Origin of the sequence: Noviherbaspirillum galbum (assembly GCF_010974945.1) — a bacterium.
Taxonomy (GTDB): Bacteria; Pseudomonadota; Gammaproteobacteria; order Burkholderiales; family Burkholderiaceae_D; genus Noviherbaspirillum; species Noviherbaspirillum galbum.
The window spans coordinates 149,841-167,730 of record NZ_JAAIVB010000035.1 but is presented as its reverse complement, the minus strand read 5'-3'; the positions used below and the strand labels follow the sequence as shown (position 1 = coordinate 167,730).

Genomic DNA, 17,890 nt, shown 5'->3' with positions numbered 1-17,890 from the left:
ACTTCAAGGCAGCGTACAAGAAGAAGTTCAACAGCGACGTGCAGATCTATGCACCGTACGTGTACGACGCGGTGATGGTGATGGTCGAGGCGATGAAGAAGGCGAACTCGGCGGAGCCGGCGAAGTATCTGCCGGAGCTGGCGAAGATCAACTACAAGGGCGTGACGGGCAACATCGCGTTCGACGCCAAGGGCGACATCAAGGACGGCACGCTGACGCTGTACACCTACAAGGGTGGCAAGCGCACGCAGCTGGCGGTGACGAAGTAATCACCGGCTCGTTCCCTGCATGACAGAACCCGGCCTCGGCCGGGTTTTTTCTTGGGACGGCGACAAGCTGCCGCAGTCATCCCCGCCAACGCCTGTCATTCCCGCCAACGCCTGTCATTCCCGCGAAGGCGGGAATCCAATTATCATACCGACTCCCAATTCCACGCGTCCCCGGACTTTCAGGAAACCCAGGCATGACCAGCAACAAGCACATCGCCTTGCTCTACACCGGCGGCACCATCGGCATGCAAGCCACCGCCCAAGGCTACGCTCCCATGCCGGATTTTCCGGACGTGCTGTCCACCCTGCTCGACCAGGCGGACGGCCTGCCGCGCTACACGCTCTACCCCTACGGGAAACCCATCGACAGCAGCAACGCCACGCCCGCCGACTGGCAGACGGTAGGCCGCGACATCGCCGCCCGCTACGATGGCCATGATGGCTTCGTCGTTCTGCATGGCACCGACACGATGGCCTATACGGCATCGGCTCTGTCCTTCATGCTGCGCGGCCTGCGCAAGCCGGTCATCGTCACCGGCTCGCAGATCCCCTTGAAGGCACCGCGCTCGGATGCGCTGCAGAACCTCGTCACGTCCCTGCAGTTTGCCTGCAGCGACGCCATCAGCGAAGTGGCGGTGTATTTCAACCAGCGCCTCCTGCGCGGCAACCGCTGCACCAAGATGAGCACCGAACACCTCCAAGCCTTCGATACGCCCAACTATCCCTGGCTCGGCGAGCAACGCATCCAGCTGCGCCTCGACCATCATGCGCTGCTGCCGCGGGCGGACGCGGAACGTTTCGAGCTGCCCGACTACGGCCGCGCCACGGTGCTGTCGCTGCGTTTCCTGCCAGGGATGCCGCTGCAAGTGCTGAAGGCGATGCTGGACCTGCGCCCGCAAGCCCTGATCCTGCAATGCTATGGCGCCGGCAATGCGCCCGACCGCGATCCGGCATTGATCGACATGCTGGCACGCGCCAGCGGGGAAGGCACCGTGCTCGTCGGCTGCAGCCAGGCGCCCTTCGGCGCGGTCACGATCGGCGCCTACGCTGCCGGCGCGGAAATGACGCGCGCCGGCGTGGTATCCGCGGGCGACATGAGCTTCGAGGCCATCTACGCCAAGCTGCACCACCTGTTCGCGCTCGGCCTCGAACCCGGGCAGGTGCGCCTGGCCTTCGCGCAGGACCGATGCGGCGAAATTTCCGCCTGACGCGGGTCTCCGTCCCTCCCGCTTTTCCATTCCAGAGTCATGTCCTTTTTCAAAGACCTTTCCGTGCCGGCGATCATTGCCGGCTTCGTCACCGTTCTCGTCGGATTCACGAGTTCGGCGGTGATCGTGTTCCAGGCGGCGCAGGCGGTTGGCGCCACGCCCTCGCAACTGGCGTCCTGGATGTGGGCGCTGGGCATCGGCATGGGCGTCACCTGCATCCTGCCGTCGCTGCGCTACAAGGTGCCGGTGGTCACGGCCTGGTCCACGCCCGGCGCAGCGATGCTCATCACCGGCGCGGCCGGCGTGCCGATCGGCGAGGCAACGTTCGCCTTCCTGGCATCGGCGGCCATGATCGTGATCGCCGGCTACTCCGGACTGTTCGAGCGCGCCATCAACCGGGTGCCCGTGTCCATCGCGTCGGGCATGCTGGCCGGCGTGCTGCTGCGTTTCGGCATGGATGTGTTCGTCGCCATGAAAACCCAGTTCGGCATGGCGCTGGCGATGTTCCTTGCCTATCTCGCCATGCGCCGCGTGTCCCCGCGTTACGCGGTGGTGGCGACGCTGGCCCTGGGCATCCTCATCGCGGCCGCGCTGGGACTGCTGAAGACCGAGGCCCTGCATCTCGAACTGGCCCGGCCGGAATTCGTCATGCCCCGCTTTTCGCTGACCGCATTGATCGGCGTGGCCCTGCCCTTGTTCGTCGTGACCATGGCCTCGCAGAACGTGCCGGGCGTGGCGGTGATCCGCGCGTCGGGATACAGCGTGCCCTTGTCGCCGGTGATCGGTTCGATCGGCGTGGTGAACCTGCTGCTGGCGCCGTTCGGCGCCTTTGCCATGAATCTCGCGGCCATCACGGCGGCGATCTGCATGGGGCGCGAGGCGCATGAAGACAAGTCGCGGCGCTACGTCGCGGCGGTGGCCGCGGGCATGTTCTATTTGCTGATCGGCTTGTTCGGCGCCACCGTCGGCGCGGTGTTCGCCGCTTTCCCGCGGGAACTGGTGCTGGTCGTGGCGGGTCTCGCCTTGCTGGGCACGATCGGCAACGGCCTGGCTGCCGCCCTGGCGAACGAACATGACCGCGAGCCGGCATTGATCACCTTCCTGGTGACCGCCTCCGGCGTCAGCCTGTTCGGCATCGGCTCGGCCTTCTGGGGCCTGGTTGCGGGAACGATCGCGATGCTGGTGCTGCGCGGAGGCAGGCGCTGATCAGGCCGCCTTCGCGCGGGACGCGCCCGCGCGTTCGCTGAACACGATCGCGCCGATCACCAGCGCGCCGCCGAACGCGCCGCGCATGCCGAGCATCTCGCCCAGCCAGAGCCAGCCGAATCCGGCGGCAAACACCGGCTCCATGGCGTAGATGATGGCCGCCTTGCCGGCGGCGACATGACGCTGGGCAAGCGCCTGCAGGAACAGCATGCCGGCGGTGGCCACCGCGCCAAGGTAGGCCAGCGTCCAGCCATGCCTTGCCACCCGCGACGGCAAGGTCGCCAGTTCCGGCGATCCCGCCTCCCGTGCCAGCAGCCAGATCGTTGCCAGCACCGCCATGACCGCGATCTGGGTCGCCGCAAGCTGCCGGGAATCGTGGCGCGCCGAGCGTTGCGACAGCACGATCACGTACAGCGCGTAGGCCAGCGCGCAAAGCAGCGTCGCGCCATCGCCCGCAAGGTTGCCTCCGCCTTCCCACGACAGCAGGCCGATGCCGATGCAGGCGATCGCGCCCGCGGAGAGCACGTGCCGGTCCGGCGCGCCGCCGAACAGCATGCCGAGGAAGGGAACCATCAGCACGTTCAGGCTGGTCAGGAAGGCGCTGCGGTTGGAAGAGATGTGCTGCAGGCCGTAGGCCTGCGTGACGTAGGAGGCCAGGCCGAGGGCGCCGAGCAGCATGCCGTCGCGCCAGGCGGCGCGCGTCGCCTTCAGGAGAAAGGGCGACATACAGGCGGCCGCGACCAGGAAGCGGAAGGTCGAGATCTCCACGCCGCCGAGGTCGGCGGCGGCCGACTTCAGCAGGGGAAAGGTGGTGCCCCAGACCAGGGTCACCAGCAGCAGGATCAGTACGTTGACGTTCATGGCGTGCCCGCGCCGCCACGGAGGGCGGAAGGGAAGGCGGCATGATAGCCGATCGCCGGGGCGGGCGCAGGCGCTTTCCGCTATACGCTGCCTTCCTTTTCCACCACCAGCACGCGCGCCGTGCCCTGGGGATGAGCGATATGTTCGCATCCCGCGCCGGCAAAGAAGACGTCGCCGGTTTCCAGCAAGGCGATCTTTTCCTCGCCCGCCTCGCGGTAATGCATGGCGACGCGCCCGTTGAGCACGGCGAATACTTCCTCGCCGTCGTTGACATGCCAGCGGTAAGGCTGGTCGGTCCAGTGCAGGCGCGCCGTCACGCCGTTCATGCTGGCGATGTCCAGCGCTCCCCAGGCACGGTCGGCGATGAAGGCGCCGCTGCGAATGATTTTCTGCATGACGTCTTTCCCGTCCGTTGCGTCAAGGTCAAGGAATGCTGCGCACTTCGTTGCGCACGTTGCTCAAGTTGCGGCTGCAGCGCTGCACCACGACATGGCCGGAACGGGTGAAGCGTTGCACGAGATCGCGTGCCAGCAGCTTGAGCATGGTGGACCACTGAATTGTTGGCACGAGGTCGAGACGGCTGTCATCCCGGTCGGCTTCGACCACGATCTGCCGGCCCGGTGCGGCGGTGAAGCTGTCGCCCGCATGCAGCCAGTAGTCGTGGGACTGGCCTTCCACGGTGATCCACACGCGGCCGGAGCGGACGCGCAGGGTCTCGGAACGAACGGCCACGCCGGATGCGGCTTCGCCGGCGGGAATGGTCAACGACGGGTTTGCAAACAATCCTCTCATGATGATGGCTCCTGAAAACGCATCGCGGCATGCCTCGCATGCTTGCGTCGGTGGCTGAATTGCCTGATGCGTAAAGTGATTCTAGTGCTTGCAAGCCGCTTGTCTAAACGATATATTTTCCATTCCCTTGTTAGGCAGATTAGCAAACGGCGGATCCATGGCGGACCTCAGAAAACTTCCGAATCTTGCGGCCCTGCGGGCCTTCGAAGCCGCGGCCCGGCACCAGAATTTTTCACGCGCGGCCGAGGAAATCCACGTCACCCATGGCGCGATCAGCCACCAGGTGAGGGCTTTGGAGGAAGAGCTGGGCGTGGCCTTGTTCGCCCGGCATGGCAAGCGGATCGCGATCACTCTGGAGGGCGAGCGTTTCGCCGCCACGCTGCGCAAGGCCCTGACCGACATCGCCACGGCGGCGGAGTCGATCCGCGCCGACACCCGGCAGAAGCGCTTGACCATCACCGCCCTGCCTTCCTTCGCCGCGCGCTGGCTCTCGCCGCGCATCGGCAACTTCATCGAAAACCATACCGGACTGGAAGTGATGCTGCAATCCAGCGGCGCGCTGACCGACTTCGTGCGCGAGGGCGTCGACGTGGGAATACGCTTCGGCGGCGGCAATTACCCGGGCTTGCTGGTGGAGAAGCTGACCGACGACTACTACTATCCGGTGGCCAGTCCGCGCTTCAACGGCGGCAAGCTGCCGCGCACGCCGCAAAAGCTGGCTCAGAGCCTGCTCCTGCGCTGCGAAGGAGAGCCGTGGACGCCCTGGTTCCGCGAAGCGGGGCTGGACCTCGACGAGCCGGCCGGCGGCCTGGTCTTCCAGGATTCCTCGATGCTGGTGCGTGCCGCTGCGGAAGGGCACGGCATCGCGCTGGCGCGCCATGTGATTGCGCTCAACGAACTGGCTTCAGGCGAGCTGGTGAGGGTGTCCGACGTGCAGGTGCGCTGCCCGCAATCCTATTATCTCGTCTGCCCGCCGGAGGCGATGCGCAAGCCGCAGGTGCAGGCGTTCCGCGCCTGGCTGATGGAGGAGCTTCAGAAGGAAGGGCTGGGCGGCTGACAGGGCAGGGGTGCAGCAGGGGTTTCTACAGCACCACCTTCACCATCGGATGGGAAGACAGTTCGCGGTAGAGGTTGTCGAGCTGTTCCCGGCTGGTGGCGCGCACCGTGGCGGTGAGCGACAAGTACTTGCCCTGCGAGGATGCCCGCATTTCCATCTTTCCCGCGTGAAAGTCGGGATCGTGGCGCTGGACTACCTGCACGATGGTTTCGGCGAATTCATCCTGCATCACGCCCATGATCTTGATGGGAAAATCGCTGGGATATTCGATGAGGCTGTCGGTAGGCTGGGACATGGTGGCGATTCCGGCACGCGCGTCCGGCGCGCCGCGCCGGAGCGAATTGAACATGCCGTTATTTTACGCCTTCTTGGCTTCCTGATAGGCCGCGTAGAGCTTGCGGAACACCGGGCCGGGCTTGCCGTCGCCGATGCGCTGGCCGTCGATGCTGACGACCGGCAAGACTTCCTTCGAGGCGGAAGTCAGCAGCACTTCGTCCGCCGCGAACACTTCCTCGCGCGGGATGCGGCGGGACGTGAACGCGATGCCGCCGCGCTCGCACAGCTCCTCGAGCAAGCCATAGCGGATGCCTTCGAGGATGAGGTTGTCCTTCGGCGGCGCCAGGAGCTGGCCGTCCTTCACGATCCACACGTTGGATGCCGAGGCCTCGGTCAGGAAGCCGTCGCGGAACTGGATAGCTTCCACCGCTTCGTTTTCCGCCGCATGCTGCGCGGCCAGAACGTTGCCCAGCAATGACACCGACTTGATCTCGCAGCGCAGCCAGCGGCGGTCTTCGAGCGAGACGCAGGACACGCCCTGCTCGCGGGCCTGGGCCGAGGGAAGCGTGAGCGGATTGGTCATGATGAAGACCGTCGGCGTGACCTCCTTCGGGAAGGCATGGCCGCGCTTGGCCACACCGCGCGTGACCTGCAGGTAGATCAGCTGGTCGTCGGCGGGAAAGGCGGCGGCGACCTTGTCGACCAGCGCCAGCCATTCCTGCTCGCTGTGCGGATTGGGAATGCCGATCGAATCGAGGCTGCGGGACAGGCGCGCGAGATGCTGCTTCGCGCGGAACATCTTGCGGCCATACATCGGCACCACTTCGTACACGCCGTCGCCGAAGATGAAGCCGCGGTCGAGCACGGGAATCTTTGCTTCGGAAAGCGGGGTCATGTCGCCATTGAGATAGACCAGCGGGTCTTGCATGGGTGTTTCCTTTCTTGGGCTGCTGCGCGATGACGCGCGAGGGAGATGGGTCATTCTGGCACAAGGCGGGGCGGGCAGGCATGCCGAGTTCGCATCGAGCGGGACGATCCCGGCCGTTTCCGCGGGAAAACCATGCAAGCTTTGCATAACCCGGGTAAAGCTGAAACCAAGCCTTGCGCCGAAAAGCAGAAAGGCATCGCTTCCACCGGAAGCGATGCCTTTGCATTCATGCCGCGACGTCGTCGCGGCGAGAGGCGCCTCTTACTTCAGCCAGAGGCGCACCGAGTCCACCGCGCGGCCGAAGATGCTGGCCTGGTTGACCTGTTCCAGCGCCACCACCGGCAGTTCGGCCAGCGGCTTGCCATCGACCATCATCTTGAGCAGGCCGACCTTGCTGTTTTGCGCCACCGGCGCGACCAGCGGGTCCTTGCGCTCGAGCACCGGCTTGAGCTTGTCGGCGACGCCCTTAGGCAGGGTAACGTAGACGTCCTGCGTGAAGCCGATCTTGACTTGGTTCTGCGTGCCTTTCCAGACCTGCGGCGATTCCACCGCCTGGTTCTTCGCGTACAGGCGCACCGTATCGAAGTTCTGGAAGCCCCAGTTCAACAGCTTCTGGCTTTCCTGGGCGCGGACCTGGTCGGACACGGTGCCGAGGATCACCGAGATCAGGCGGCGGTCGCCGCTCTGGCCGTTCGGACGCTTCGCGGTCGCGACCAGGCAATAGCCGGCGCCGGAGGTATGGCCGGTCTTCATGCCGTCGACCGTCGGATCCAGCCAGAGCAGGCGGTTGCGGTTGGGCTGGGTGATCTTGTTGTAGGTGAACTCCTTGGTGGAGTAGATCTTGTAGTAGTCCGGATGGTCGGCGATCAGGCGCGCGGCCATGACGGCCAGGTCCTGCGCGGTGGAATAGTTGTCCGGGCTCGGCAGGCCGTGCGGATTGGCAAAGTGCGTGTTCTTGAGACCCATGCGCTCGGCCTCGCGGTTCATCAGCGTGACGAAGGCATCCTCGGTGCCGGACACCGCTTCGGCCAGCGCCACCGCCGCGTCGTTGCCCGACTGCACGATCAGGCCATAGAGCAGGTCATTCACCTTCACCGGCGTGGCGGGATCGATGAACATCTTGGAGCTGCTGGAATCGACCTTCCACGCGCGCACCGAGACGTTCACCATCTGGTTGGGGTCGAGGCGCTTTTCCTTGATGGCGGAAAAGGCCAGGTAAGCCGTCATGATCTTGGTAAGCGATGCCGGTTCGATCCGCATCGTGGGGTCTTGCGAAGCAAGCACCTGGTTGCTGGTGGCATCCAGCAGGATCCATGACTTGGCCGCGATGGTCGGCGGCGGAAGCTGCTGCGCCCATGCAGCGGACAGGGAGAGGACGGTGGCAATGAAGGCCGCGAACAGTTTTTTCATCATGCAATAGGAAGGAGTTGCCAATCCAAAAGATTGGCGGGAGAAAACAAGTGGCGAATTATAGCGCCGGCTTTGCCCCGATTCGCGGAATCAGAGCAGAACGTCAACGCATTTCCTGGCCGCAATCAGCGGTGCCAGCTTTCGACCACGAAATTCTTGATGTGTTGCAACTTGCGATGAAAAAAATGATCGGCGCCGGGAATCACCAGCACCGGGAGATCCTGGGGGCGGGCCCAGTCGAGGACGGCGGACAGGGGGATGGTGTCGTCGAGTTCGCCATGGATGAGGATAGTGTTTGCGGGAACGTCCGGCATCGCCCACTTGCCGGCGGCGCTGCCGACCAGCACCAGGCGTTCCGCTGGACGGCCTTCGTCGGCGAGGCGCACCTGCAATTGCGCCTGCACGAAGGTGCCGAACGAGAAACCGCCGAGCGCGACCGGCAGTCCGGGAAAACGCTCCTGCATGTGCGCCAGCAGCAGGGCCATGTCATCGGTCTCGCCCTTGCCGTGGTCATGCGCGCCTTCCGAGGCGCCGACGCCGCGGAAGTTCATGCGCGCGGTGGCATAGCCGATCGCGACGAAGGCGCGCGCCAGCGTCTGTGCGACCTTGTTGTCCATGGTGCCGCCATAGAGCGGATGCGGATGCGCCACCAGCGCGATGCCGCGCGGCGCGGTGTCGGGCAGGTCGAGCGCGCACTCCAGGTTGCCCGCCGGGCCGGTGAGGGAAAAATATTGGGTCTGCGAATTCATGGCAATGTCATGACAATGGGGCGCGATCAGATCTTGAGGCGCTCGACGACGCGGCCGCCCACGATGTGCTCGTCGATGATTTCATCGATGTCATTGGTGTCCACGTAGGTGTACCAGGTGCCCTGGGGGTAGATCACGATCACCGGGCCTTCCTCGCAGCGGTCGAGGCAGCCGGACTTGTTGATGCGCACCTTGCCCTGGCCGTTGAGGTTGAGCTTCTTGATGCGGCTCTTGGCGTGTTCCTGCGCTTCCTTGGCGCCCTTGTCGGCGCAGCAGGGACGGCCTTCTTCGCGGTAGTTCTGGCAGATGAAGACGTGATGCTCATAGTAGGGCGTATCGCTCATGGCGGGTCTTTCCGTGCAAAGAAAGCAAAGCCGGAATCATACACCCGCGTCACTTCCCTTTCAGGCGTTCGACCGGCCGCAGCAGCAGCCAGATGGCGAAGAAAGCCCAGCACAGGGCCAGGAATTGCGCGGCGCCGTAGAAGTTGAGGAATTTGCCATGGGGCCAGGTCTGCATGGTCGCGAGGTAATACGGGTTGGGCGGCGCATAGTTGACCGCGCCGATGGAAAGCGCGAGGCTGAAGATCGCCAGCCGGCGCTGGGCGGTATGCGGCGCGAAGATGAGTCCCGACAGCATCATGGTGCCTACCAGCAGGCCGCCCTGCGCGCCGGGCGTCAGCCAGACGAAGGCGTTTTCCGGCTCGAAGATCAGCGCGCAGGCCAGCGACTTGACAGCCAGGGCGCCGGCCACCAGCGCCGTCAGCAGCCAGGCGCGCGGCGCCTGCTTGCGCAGCAGGCAGGACGCGGCCAGCACCGCGCCCGTCAGGCCGGAGGCGGTAATGATGGTTTCCGCCAACCAGTATTGCTGCGGCTGCAGTTCGGCGCCCCGGCGCAGCAGGTCGCCGAGGTCGACGGGACGCTCGAGCAGCGCGCCGAGCCAGGACGACACCACCGGCAGGACCTGTCCGTGGCCGAACAGATAAGCCAGCGGGAAGATCTGCGCCAGCGGCCACAGGCCGACCACGATCAGGCCGCGGCCGGCATCGCGGTAAAGCCAGCGCTGCCGCAAGGCGAGCAGGCGGCTTTCCTCGAGGAAGAACCGGGTCGAGCGCCAAGCCGCGAGGCTGCCGAGCAGCGCGCCGCATTCATTGGTCAGGAAATCCAGGTTGGACGGCACCCGGTTCGGCAGGTAGGTCTGGATGGATTCCATCAGCAGGGAAAGCAGGCCCCCGCCGCAGGTCGCGATCAGCAGCGCCGCCACGCCGCGCACGTTCGGATACAGCGCGAACACCGCCAGCGCGCCGAACGGCATGTAGCCGATGATGTTGACGACGACGTCGAACGCCGTCCAGTAATGCGGCAGCGGCGCGAACAGGAAGGACCAGAACGGCACGCCCATGCTGTGCCAGTGCGACAGCGGGTACAGGCTGGCGTACACGATGAGCACGGTGTACATCAGCAGGCCGACGCGGGCGAAAAGCGAGGCGTCGTGGCGGATGGGCGGGATCGGCAGGTTGGGGCGGGCTGCTGGCATGAGGGGGCTTATGTATCGCGAAGCGCTGACCTCTCCCTCCCTTTCAAGGGGAGGGAGAGGTCAGCGCTTCGCGAGAATGATACCCCACCCCGCCCCCTTACCTGCCAGCCGGAGCCCCTTGCGCCCCCGCCGCCTGCAACGGCAGGCTCCCGAGCCACACGATCAGATCCCGGCAGGCCGCATCCGTCGCCTCCGCCAGCGCCCGCGCGCCGCCGCTGGCATCCGGCGTGGGCGCGGGCACCGTCCGCGCCACTGTCTTCTGACCCAGCAGGCTGCGGCCGCGATACACCGAGGCGCGCAGCGTGACCTGTCCGGCGCTGCGGCCCGGGGCGTCGAAGACCTGGATGAAATCGTCGGTTTCGATGCGGATCACCGGGACGTTGCTGGCGCCGTCCGATGCCGACAGGGCGATGCCGCCGGCGGAAACGATGCGCTGCTTCAGGCGCTGCTCGATCAGTTCGGCCGGCGCCATCGTCCAGCGGCTGCTGGCGTAGGGACGCGGCTGCATCGGATTGTCGTAGTTGAGGCGGTAGTACATCAGCGGACGGTCGAGCCAGTTCGGCACGCCGATGTCGGCGATGCTGACCGGCGGCAATGCCGGCAGGCCCGGCGCGGAGGCGGCCGGCGCGGGACCGAGATCGAACTGCATGGCGGGCGAGGAGCGCGGCGCGATGCCGCAGCCCGCAAGATGCGCGGCCAGGCAAACGCTGGCGACCAGCCGCCATGCCGGACGGCGGCCGCGCCCGCCTGATGCGAAAGTGTCATTCATCTGCCAGGTCCTCATCTTGACGGGTTGAATCCTGCCTCGCCCGGTCCGGGCGTGAGGCCGGGCGAACCGAACAGCACGCTCTGCGGGCGTTCGTTCAGGCTTTCCAGCGTGCGGTTGAGCGCGCGCAGCGACGAGCGGACGTCGGTGGCCAGGGGCAGCGCCTCGTTTTCCAGGCGGATGGCGACCGCGCCCACCTGTTCGGCGGCGGAACCGATCTGGTTCACCGGACCGTTCGGCGCGCCCAGCGTGGCGGACAGGCGGTTCAGGCTATTGGTCAGCCGCGTCGCGTCGTTCGACAGGGTATTGATGGAAGCCAGCGAGCGCTGCGCCTGCGTGGTCAGCTGCGGCAGCTGCGCCAGGGTGGGCTGGAGCTGGCGCGGAATGGCGCTGATCTCATTGGCTGCCTTGCTCACGTTGTTGAAGGCCGCCACGATGGCTTCCTGGTTTTCCGGGGTCAGCACGCCGTTGACGCGCTTCGCGATTTCCTCGGTCTGCTTGAGGATGGCCAGGCCGCGGTTCTGCAGTTCGTCGAACAGGCTGGGGCGCATCTCGATGCGCGCGATCTGTTCCTTGGAGCTGGGCAGGCGCACCGGCTTGGTGCCGTCGTCGTCGAGCTGCACGTAGGCGATGCCGGTCACGCCCTGGTAGCCAAGCGTGGCGAAGGTGGACCGCGTGACCGGCGTGTCGGGCTTGACGCTGATGTGCACCAGGATCTGCCCGACCGCCTTCGGGTCGAAGATGATGTCGTCGACCTTGCCGACCTCCAGGCCGCGGTAGCGCACCGCCGCCTGCGGGCTGAGGCCGGGAATGGACAGCTTGGTGGCGATCTCGTAGGGCACCCATTGCACCCGGTCGCGGTTGAACCACATCGCCAGCAGCACCACCGCGGTCAGCAGCACCAGGGTGAAGGCCCCGGCGACGAGGGCATGCGATTTATTCTCCATGATGGGTCACATCCTTGTTGTGCAGCACTTCCATGGCGCGCTTGCCGCGTTCGCCGAGGAAGAACTCGTGAATGAAGGGATGGTCCAGCGCCAGCACCTCCTGCGGCGGGGCATTGGCGATCACGCGCTTGTCGGCCAGCACCGCGATGCGCGTGGACAGCGCGAACAGGGTGTCGAGGTCGTGCGTCACCATCACCACCGTCAGGCCGAGCTCGCGGTGCAGCGTGCGGATGAGCGAAACGAAGCTTTCCGAGAGGTCGGGATCGAGCCCGGCCGTGGGTTCGTCGAGGAACAGCAGTTCCGGCTCCAGCACCAGCGCGCGTGCCAGCGCCACGCGCTTGATCATTCCCCCAGACAGGTCGGCGGGCATCTTCAGGCCATCCTGCGGCGTCAGGCCGACCATCTCCAGCTTGAGCAGCGCCGCCGCGCGGATCAGGTCTTCCGGCAGGGTGCGCAGCTCGCGCAGCGGCAGCGCCACGTTCTCGAAGGTGCTCAGCGCCGAGAACAGCGCGCCCTGCTGGAACAGCATGCCCCAGCGGTTGCGCAAGTCCTGCGACTCGGCATCGCCGCCGTGCACGTCCACGCCGAACACCTTTACGTGCCCGCGCGTCGGCCGCTCCAGGCCCAGCATCTGGCGCAGCAGCGTGGTCTTGCCGGAGCCCGAGCCGCCGACCAGCGACACGATCTCGCCGCGCTCGACCCGCATGTCGAGGTCGCGGTGCACGACGACGTCGCCGAACTGGGTCCAGAGGCCGCGGATGTCGATCACCGTTTCCATGTCAGAATCCCACGCCCTTGAACAGGATGGCGAACACCGCGTCGGCCACGATGACGACCGTGATCGCGCTCACCACGGACAGCGTCGTGCCTTGGCCCAGGCTCTCGGTATTGGGCTTGATGCGCAGGCCGAAATGGCAGGCCACCAGGGCGATCAGCGCGCCGAAGGTGACGCCCTTGGCCAGGCCGATCCAGTAGTTGGTCAGCGGCACCGCCGTCGGCAGCTGCTTCAGGAAATACGTGGCCGAGAGGCCGAGTTCCAGCTTGGCGGCCGCCATGCCCCCGAGCAGGGCGATGGCGTCGGTCCAGACCACCAGCAGCGGCATCGACACCGCGAGCGCCAGCACGCGCGGCAGGATCAGCCGGAAACCGTGCGGCATGCCCATTACCAGCATGGCGTCGAGTTCCTCGGTCACGCGCATCACGCCGAGCTGGGCCGTGATCGCCGATCCCGAGCGTCCCGCGACGAGGATGGCCGCCAGCATGGGGCCGAGTTCGCGGATGATGCTCATGCCGAGGATGTTCACCAGGTAAATGTCGCCGCCGAAGGTGTGCAGTTGTTGCGCCGACAGGTAGGACAGCACCACGCCGATCAAAAATCCCACCAGCGCGGTGATGCCCAGCGCCCGGTAGCCGATGTGATAGACGTTCGAGGAGATTTCCTTCCACGGCCCCTTGCCGGGATGGAGCAGGAAATGCCCGAGGTCCAGCGTGAGCTGGCCGATCAGGCCGATGAAGCCGACGACATGCCCGCTCATGTTGCGCAGTCCCCGGGCGAGGCTGTCGACCGACCACCAGGGCTGGCCGGATTGTTGAGGCAAATCAAGAGATGCGGCCTGTTCCAGACGCCGGAAGATTTCCTCGTGCTCCGGCGCGAGCTGCAGCCCCGGCGGACGGCGTCCGCCCCAAGCGTTCCAGAACCACTGTGCGCCGATGTGATCGAGCTTGCTGATGCCGCGCAAGTCCCATGCGGCATTTTGACCGGCGCCCCGCGCCTGCCGCGCCAGGGAGGGCAGGAGGCGGGGCGCTGCCATCGCCTGCACCTGCCAGCGTCCGCCCGCGCGCACGATGGGCGGCGTTCCCTGCTCGATGGAGATCATGGGGGGTTGCTGGATTGGCATCCCCCGAGTGTAAGGGAGATTGGCCGCAGCGTCATGGGCGTGGCGCAAGCCGCGAACCTGGCCCCGGCAGGCTCCGCCAACAAATCCCGGCGGCTTGCGGTGACTGCGGCGGGGCATCCCGCTACAATCCCGGCATGACGCATACACCCGACCGCATCGCTTCGCTCTGCCATCCGCCCGCGCGGCGGATCGCCTTGCGCTTCGTGGACGAAACTGGATCGACCAATCTCGACCTGCTGTCCGCCCTGCCGCGCCTCGACGGCCCGACCCTGCTGCTGGCGCGCTCCCAGACCGCCGGCCGCGGCCGCGCCGGACGAAGCTGGTTGTCCGAACCGGGCAAGTCGCTCACGTTTTCCCTGGCATGGCCCTTCGGCCGGCCGGTGCATGGCCTCGTCGGCCTGCCGCTGGCGGTCGGCGTCGCGCTGGCCGAGGCGCTCGCCAGCCTCAGCCTCGACGCCCGCCTGAAGTGGCCCAACGACCTGCTGGCCGATGGTCGCAAGCTGGCCGGCATCCTGATCGAAACCGCGGCCGGCGACGGCGCGGCGGGGCGGGAGAGCTGGGCGGTGATCGGCATCGGCATCAACCTCGCGATGGACGCGGCGATGCTGGCGCGGATCGGCCGGCCGGCGGCCGGCGCGGACTGGCTGCTGGAACTCGACCAGGACCTGCTGCTGGCCACGCTGCTCAATCATCTCGCCGAGGCCATGCTGCTGTTCGAGCAGCGCGGCCTGCCGGCCTTCACCGCCCGCTGGAACGCCAGGCACGCGCATGCCGGCCGCGAGGTGGTTATCCTCGACAACGGCAGCGTGCTGCACGAAGGGCGCGCGGCGGGCATCGACGACATCGGCCGTCTCCTGCTGGACACGCCGCGGGGAAGGATCGCGGTGATGGCGGGCGACGTGTCGCTGCGCCCGAAGGAATAGGAAAAGAACACCATGCTGTTACTGATCGATGCGGGCAACACCCGCGTGAAATGGGCGCTCGTGCCGATTGCCATGCGCGGCCGCGACGCGCTCGGCAAGTGGTCCGGCTGCGGGCGGGTGGAGCATGCCCGGCTCGCCGAACTGCCCGGCGCCTGGCGCGGCGCGAGCATCGTGCGCGTGCTGATCTCCAACGTCGCCGGACAAGCCATGCGCGAGGAGCTCGAAACCTTGCTGGCGCACGTGTTCGGCCTCGCGCCGGTGCCGCTGGAATGGTTCTGCTCGTCGCCCGAACTGGCCGGCCTGCGCAATGGCTACCGCCAGCCGGCCCAGCTCGGCTGCGACCGTTTTGCCTCGGCCATCGGCGCCCATGCCCTGCATCCCGGCGAGGCATTGATCGTCGCCACCTGCGGCACCGCGACCACGATCGACGCGGTCAGCGCAGACGGCGTCTTCCTGGGCGGGATGATCCTGCCCGGGCTGGGCCTGATGGCCAGCTCGCTCGCTCGCAACACCGCGCAATTGCCGCAGATCGCCGAAGACCTCGCCGTGGACGCGCCCTTCGCCGACAACACCGACGCGGCCATCGCCAGCGGCTGCCTCGCGGCCCAGGCCGGCGCCATCGAGCGCGCGGTCGCCATCCATGCGCGACAGTCGGGCCTGCCGGTGCGCTGCCTGCTCTCCGGCGGCGCCGCGCCGCTGGTGGCGCCCCACCTTTCGGTGCCGCATGCGCAAGTGGAAAACCTCGTATTGATCGGCCTGCACCAGGCGGCCATGACCGGTAAGGCGCCATGCTGAAATTCTTCTTCTGGCTTTTCCTGCTCGCCAACGCCGCGCTGTTCGCCTACCAGCGCGGCGCCCTGGAGGCGATTGTTTCCAGCGGACGCGAGCCGGCGCGCATGGGCAACCAGCTCAATGCCGACAAGGTGAGGATCCTGCCTGTTTCCGCGGGCGCGCAGGAGGCGGGCGCCGCCGAGCCGGCGGCTTCGCTGGTGGCGGCCTCGGCACCGGGTGCGGAGAGTGCGCCGGCGCCGGTTGGCAAGCCGGACGCGAAATCCGAGGCTGGCCCGGATCCTAGGCAGGAGACGCCGCCTGCACGCCCGGCTGCAGCCGAAGCCAGGCCGGAGACGAAGGCAGAAACCAAGCCGGAAACCAGGGCTGAGACGAAGGCAGAACCGACATCCGAATCCAAGGCCGAACCCGCCGTGGCCAAGGTGATCGACAAGAAGCCCGACCTCGCCGCCTGCCTGGAAGTCGGCAACTTCAACCCCGAGGAAGCGAAGCGCTTCAGCGCCCAGCTCACCAGTTCCAGCCTGGCGGAGCGCGCGTCGGAGCGCACGGTGCAGGAGGTGGTGTCGCACATCGTCTACATCCCGCCCCAGGCCGACAAGGACGCCGCCGACAGGAAGGCGGGCGAACTGCGCCGCCTCGGCATCAACGACTTCTACATCATGCCCGACAGCTCGCCGCTGCGATGGGGCATTTCGCTCGGCGTGTTCCGCACCGAGGAGGCGGCACGGGCGCACCTGGCGGCGCTCAATGCCAAGGGCGTGCGCTCGGCGCGCATCGGACAGCGCGCGGTACATGCCAACCTGGTGGCGTACCAGTTCCGCAACCTGGAGCCGGAAAAGAAATGGCTGGTGGAAAAGATCAAGTCGAATTTCGCCCGGCAGGAAGTGCGGGCCTGCGAGTAGGCGGGAATGACAGAAGCTTGTTGGACTTACTGCAAACCTAATCCCCGCCATCCTCCGGCTCCACCACCAAGCCATCAACCTTTGCCCGCAGGCAGTCCGGGCAAAAGCACTTTGCCGCGACTTCATAAGCACTCGACGGCAGCACCGGCATCCTGGTGCACCAGCATGGTTCGCCGCCGCCTCCGCCATCGGCCATGCCGCATCTGAACTCCGCGCCGCAGCGCGCGCAAACACTCATCTCCGTTTCCTTTCCGGCCTGGCGGCTCCCCGCGCCGCGCAAAAGCCTTGCCATTTCCGCAAATCCTAGATCCCCCGCGGCCCCGGCGCAAGGAAAAGCTGCCCCACGGATGCAGAAATCCTCTTCCATTCCCTGTAAAATCGCGGAGTTCATTTTTCTGGAATTGCCATGACGGATCTGACCAACCCATCAACCGACCTGAGTACTGTCGCCCCGCAGATCAAAGCCCAGATCCTGGCCGAGGCACTTCCCTACATCCGCAAGTTCCACGGCAAGACCATCGTGGTCAAGTACGGCGGCAACGCGATGACCGAAGAGCATCTCAAGCATGGATTCGCGCGCGACGTCATCCTGCTCAAGCTGGTCGGCATGAATCCCGTCGTTGTCCATGGCGGCGGCCCGCAGATCGACAACGCGCTGAAGAAGATCGGCAAGCAGGGCACCTTCGTGCAGGGCATGCGCATCACCGACGAGGAAACCATGGAAGTGGTGGAGTGGGTGCTCGGCGGCGAGGTGCAGCAGGACATCGTCATGCTGATCAACCACTACGGCGGCCAGGCGGTCGGCCTCACCGGCAAGGACGGCGGCCTGATCCGCGCCCGCAAGATGCAGATGCCCGACAAGGAAAAGCCGGGCCAGTTTCTCGACATCGGCTTCGTCGGCGAAATCGACGCCATCAACCCGGCGGTGGTCAAGGCTCTGCAGGATGACGCCTTCATTCCCATCATCTCCCCGATCGGCTTCGGCGAGGATGGCCAGGCGTACAACATCAACGCCGACCTCGTGGCCGGCAAGATCGCCGAGATCCTGAAGGCCGAGAAGCTGATCATGATGACCAACATCCCCGGCGTAATGGACAAGCAGGGCAACCTGGTCACCGACCTGTCAGCGCGCGAGATCGACGAGATGTTCGCCGACGGCACCATTTCCGGCGGCATGCTGCCCAAGATCTCTTCCGCGCTGGACGCGGCGAAGTCGGGCGTCAACACGGTGCATATCATCGACGGCCGCATCGAGCATTCGCTGCTGCTGGAAGTGCTGACGGAGCAGGCGTTCGGGACGATGATCCGGTCGCATTGAGGCAGGCTCCCTAAGCTCCCTCCCCTTCAAGGGGAGGGAACGAATGCGGCGCGAT

Annotated in this window: 22 protein-coding genes; 8 read left to right on the top strand and 14 right to left on the bottom strand. The window is 66.2% G+C overall.

Annotation, left to right across the window (positions count from 1 at the left end; translation table 11 throughout):
* The 3 genes from G3574_RS09955 to G3574_RS09945 form a co-directional block, all read left to right on the top strand.
* Positions 1 to 269 (top strand): ABC transporter substrate-binding protein (locus G3574_RS09955; protein ID WP_163962542.1); only part of this gene is annotated, 269 nt, incomplete at its 5' end.
* A gap of 194 nt (positions 270 to 463) precedes the next feature.
* Positions 464 to 1,477 (top strand): asparaginase, encoded by a 1,014-nt coding sequence (locus tag G3574_RS09950; RefSeq protein ID WP_163962540.1) that lies wholly within the window; start codon positions 464 to 466, stop codon positions 1,475 to 1,477.
* Positions 1,478 to 1,516: 39 nt separating this feature from the next.
* Positions 1,517 to 2,683: a benzoate/H(+) symporter BenE family transporter gene (locus G3574_RS09945; RefSeq protein WP_163962538.1), complete on the top strand. Its 1,167-nt coding sequence runs from the start codon at positions 1,517 to 1,519 to the stop codon at positions 2,681 to 2,683.
* Here G3574_RS09945 and G3574_RS09940 read toward each other — a convergent pair whose 3' ends face one another.
* The 3 genes from G3574_RS09940 to G3574_RS09930 all read right to left on the bottom strand — a co-directional run bounded on the left by G3574_RS09940 (position 2,684) and on the right by G3574_RS09930 (position 4,336).
* The gene (locus G3574_RS09940) at positions 2,684 to 3,544 is read right to left on the bottom strand and encodes a DMT family transporter (RefSeq protein WP_163962536.1); all 861 of its coding nucleotides are present in this window, start codon (positions 3,542 to 3,544) and stop codon (positions 2,684 to 2,686) included.
* Positions 3,545 to 3,624: 80 nt separating this feature from the next.
* Positions 3,625 to 3,939: a cupin domain-containing protein gene (locus G3574_RS09935; protein WP_163962534.1), complete on the bottom strand. Its 315-nt coding sequence runs from the start codon at positions 3,937 to 3,939 to the stop codon at positions 3,625 to 3,627.
* Positions 3,940 to 3,967: 28 nt separating this feature from the next.
* Positions 3,968 to 4,336: a DUF2917 domain-containing protein gene (locus tag G3574_RS09930; RefSeq protein ID WP_163962532.1), complete on the bottom strand. Its 369-nt coding sequence runs from the start codon at positions 4,334 to 4,336 to the stop codon at positions 3,968 to 3,970.
* A 157-nt stretch (positions 4,337 to 4,493) separates the two neighbouring features.
* Between G3574_RS09930 and gcvA the strand changes: the two genes are divergently transcribed.
* The gene (gene gcvA / locus G3574_RS09925; protein WP_163962530.1) at positions 4,494 to 5,393 is read left to right on the top strand and encodes a transcriptional regulator GcvA; all 900 of its coding nucleotides are present in this window, start codon (positions 4,494 to 4,496) and stop codon (positions 5,391 to 5,393) included.
* A 25-nt stretch (positions 5,394 to 5,418) separates the two neighbouring features.
* Here gcvA and G3574_RS09920 read toward each other — a convergent pair whose 3' ends face one another.
* From G3574_RS09920 to G3574_RS09875, 10 genes are all read right to left on the bottom strand, one after another.
* Positions 5,419 to 5,688 (bottom strand): HP0495 family protein, encoded by a 270-nt coding sequence (locus G3574_RS09920; RefSeq protein WP_163962578.1) that lies wholly within the window; start codon positions 5,686 to 5,688, stop codon positions 5,419 to 5,421.
* A gap of 63 nt (positions 5,689 to 5,751) precedes the next feature.
* Positions 5,752 to 6,597 (bottom strand): D-amino acid aminotransferase, encoded by an 846-nt coding sequence (locus G3574_RS09915; protein WP_163962528.1) that lies wholly within the window; start codon positions 6,595 to 6,597, stop codon positions 5,752 to 5,754.
* A gap of 261 nt (positions 6,598 to 6,858) precedes the next feature.
* Positions 6,859 to 8,007 (bottom strand): D-alanyl-D-alanine carboxypeptidase family protein, encoded by a 1,149-nt coding sequence (locus G3574_RS09910; RefSeq protein WP_163962576.1) that lies wholly within the window; start codon positions 8,005 to 8,007, stop codon positions 6,859 to 6,861.
* Positions 8,008 to 8,132: 125 nt separating this feature from the next.
* Positions 8,133 to 8,756 (bottom strand): alpha/beta hydrolase, encoded by a 624-nt coding sequence (locus tag G3574_RS09905; RefSeq protein WP_163962526.1) that lies wholly within the window; start codon positions 8,754 to 8,756, stop codon positions 8,133 to 8,135.
* A 26-nt stretch (positions 8,757 to 8,782) separates the two neighbouring features.
* Entirely contained in the window at positions 8,783 to 9,100 is a 318-nt protein-coding gene (locus G3574_RS09900) for a (2Fe-2S) ferredoxin domain-containing protein (protein WP_163962524.1), read from the bottom strand.
* Between the two features lie 49 nt (positions 9,101 to 9,149).
* Entirely contained in the window at positions 9,150 to 10,292 is a 1,143-nt protein-coding gene (locus G3574_RS09895; protein ID WP_163962522.1) for a VanZ family protein, read from the bottom strand.
* 97 nt (positions 10,293 to 10,389) lie between these two features.
* Complete coding sequence (locus G3574_RS09890) at positions 10,390 to 11,061, bottom strand: ABC-type transport auxiliary lipoprotein family protein (protein WP_163962520.1); 672 nt, start codon at positions 11,059 to 11,061, stop codon at positions 10,390 to 10,392.
* An 11-nt stretch (positions 11,062 to 11,072) separates the two neighbouring features.
* Positions 11,073 to 12,005, bottom strand: coding sequence for an MlaD family protein (locus G3574_RS09885; protein ID WP_163962518.1), 933 nt, complete (start codon positions 12,003 to 12,005; stop codon positions 11,073 to 11,075).
* A complete protein-coding gene (locus tag G3574_RS09880; protein ID WP_163962517.1) occupies positions 11,995 to 12,783 on the bottom strand; it encodes an ABC transporter ATP-binding protein in 789 nt (262 codons plus the stop codon). Before G3574_RS09880 ends, G3574_RS09885 begins: the two co-directional genes overlap by 11 nt.
* A gap of 1 nt (position 12,784) precedes the next feature.
* On the bottom strand, positions 12,785 to 13,903 hold the full coding sequence (locus G3574_RS09875) for an MlaE family ABC transporter permease (RefSeq protein ID WP_163962515.1): 1,119 nt from the start codon (positions 13,901 to 13,903) through the stop codon (positions 12,785 to 12,787).
* 134 nt (positions 13,904 to 14,037) lie between these two features.
* Between G3574_RS09875 and G3574_RS09870 the strand changes: the two genes are divergently transcribed.
* From G3574_RS09870 to G3574_RS09860, 3 genes are read left to right on the top strand one after another with little or no spacing between them, the layout of a single operon-like run.
* A complete protein-coding gene (locus G3574_RS09870; RefSeq protein WP_163962513.1) occupies positions 14,038 to 14,826 on the top strand; it encodes a biotin--[acetyl-CoA-carboxylase] ligase in 789 nt (262 codons plus the stop codon).
* Between the two features lie 12 nt (positions 14,827 to 14,838).
* On the top strand, positions 14,839 to 15,621 hold the full coding sequence (locus tag G3574_RS09865; RefSeq protein ID WP_163962511.1) for a type III pantothenate kinase: 783 nt from the start codon (positions 14,839 to 14,841) through the stop codon (positions 15,619 to 15,621).
* Positions 15,615 to 16,517 (top strand): SPOR domain-containing protein, encoded by a 903-nt coding sequence (locus G3574_RS09860; protein ID WP_163962509.1) that lies wholly within the window; start codon positions 15,615 to 15,617, stop codon positions 16,515 to 16,517. Before G3574_RS09865 ends, G3574_RS09860 begins: the two co-directional genes overlap by 7 nt.
* Before the next feature lie 37 nt (positions 16,518 to 16,554).
* On the opposite strand, the gene G3574_RS09855 is transcribed toward G3574_RS09860, so the two are convergent.
* Positions 16,555 to 16,755: a cysteine-rich CWC family protein gene (locus tag G3574_RS09855; RefSeq protein ID WP_163962574.1), complete on the bottom strand. Its 201-nt coding sequence runs from the start codon at positions 16,753 to 16,755 to the stop codon at positions 16,555 to 16,557.
* Positions 16,756 to 16,923: 168 nt separating this feature from the next.
* Between G3574_RS09855 and argB the strand changes: the two genes are divergently transcribed.
* The gene (argB, locus tag G3574_RS09850) at positions 16,924 to 17,835 is read left to right on the top strand and encodes an acetylglutamate kinase (protein ID WP_163962507.1); all 912 of its coding nucleotides are present in this window, start codon (positions 16,924 to 16,926) and stop codon (positions 17,833 to 17,835) included.
* Positions 17,836 to 17,890: the final 55 nt, after the last annotated feature.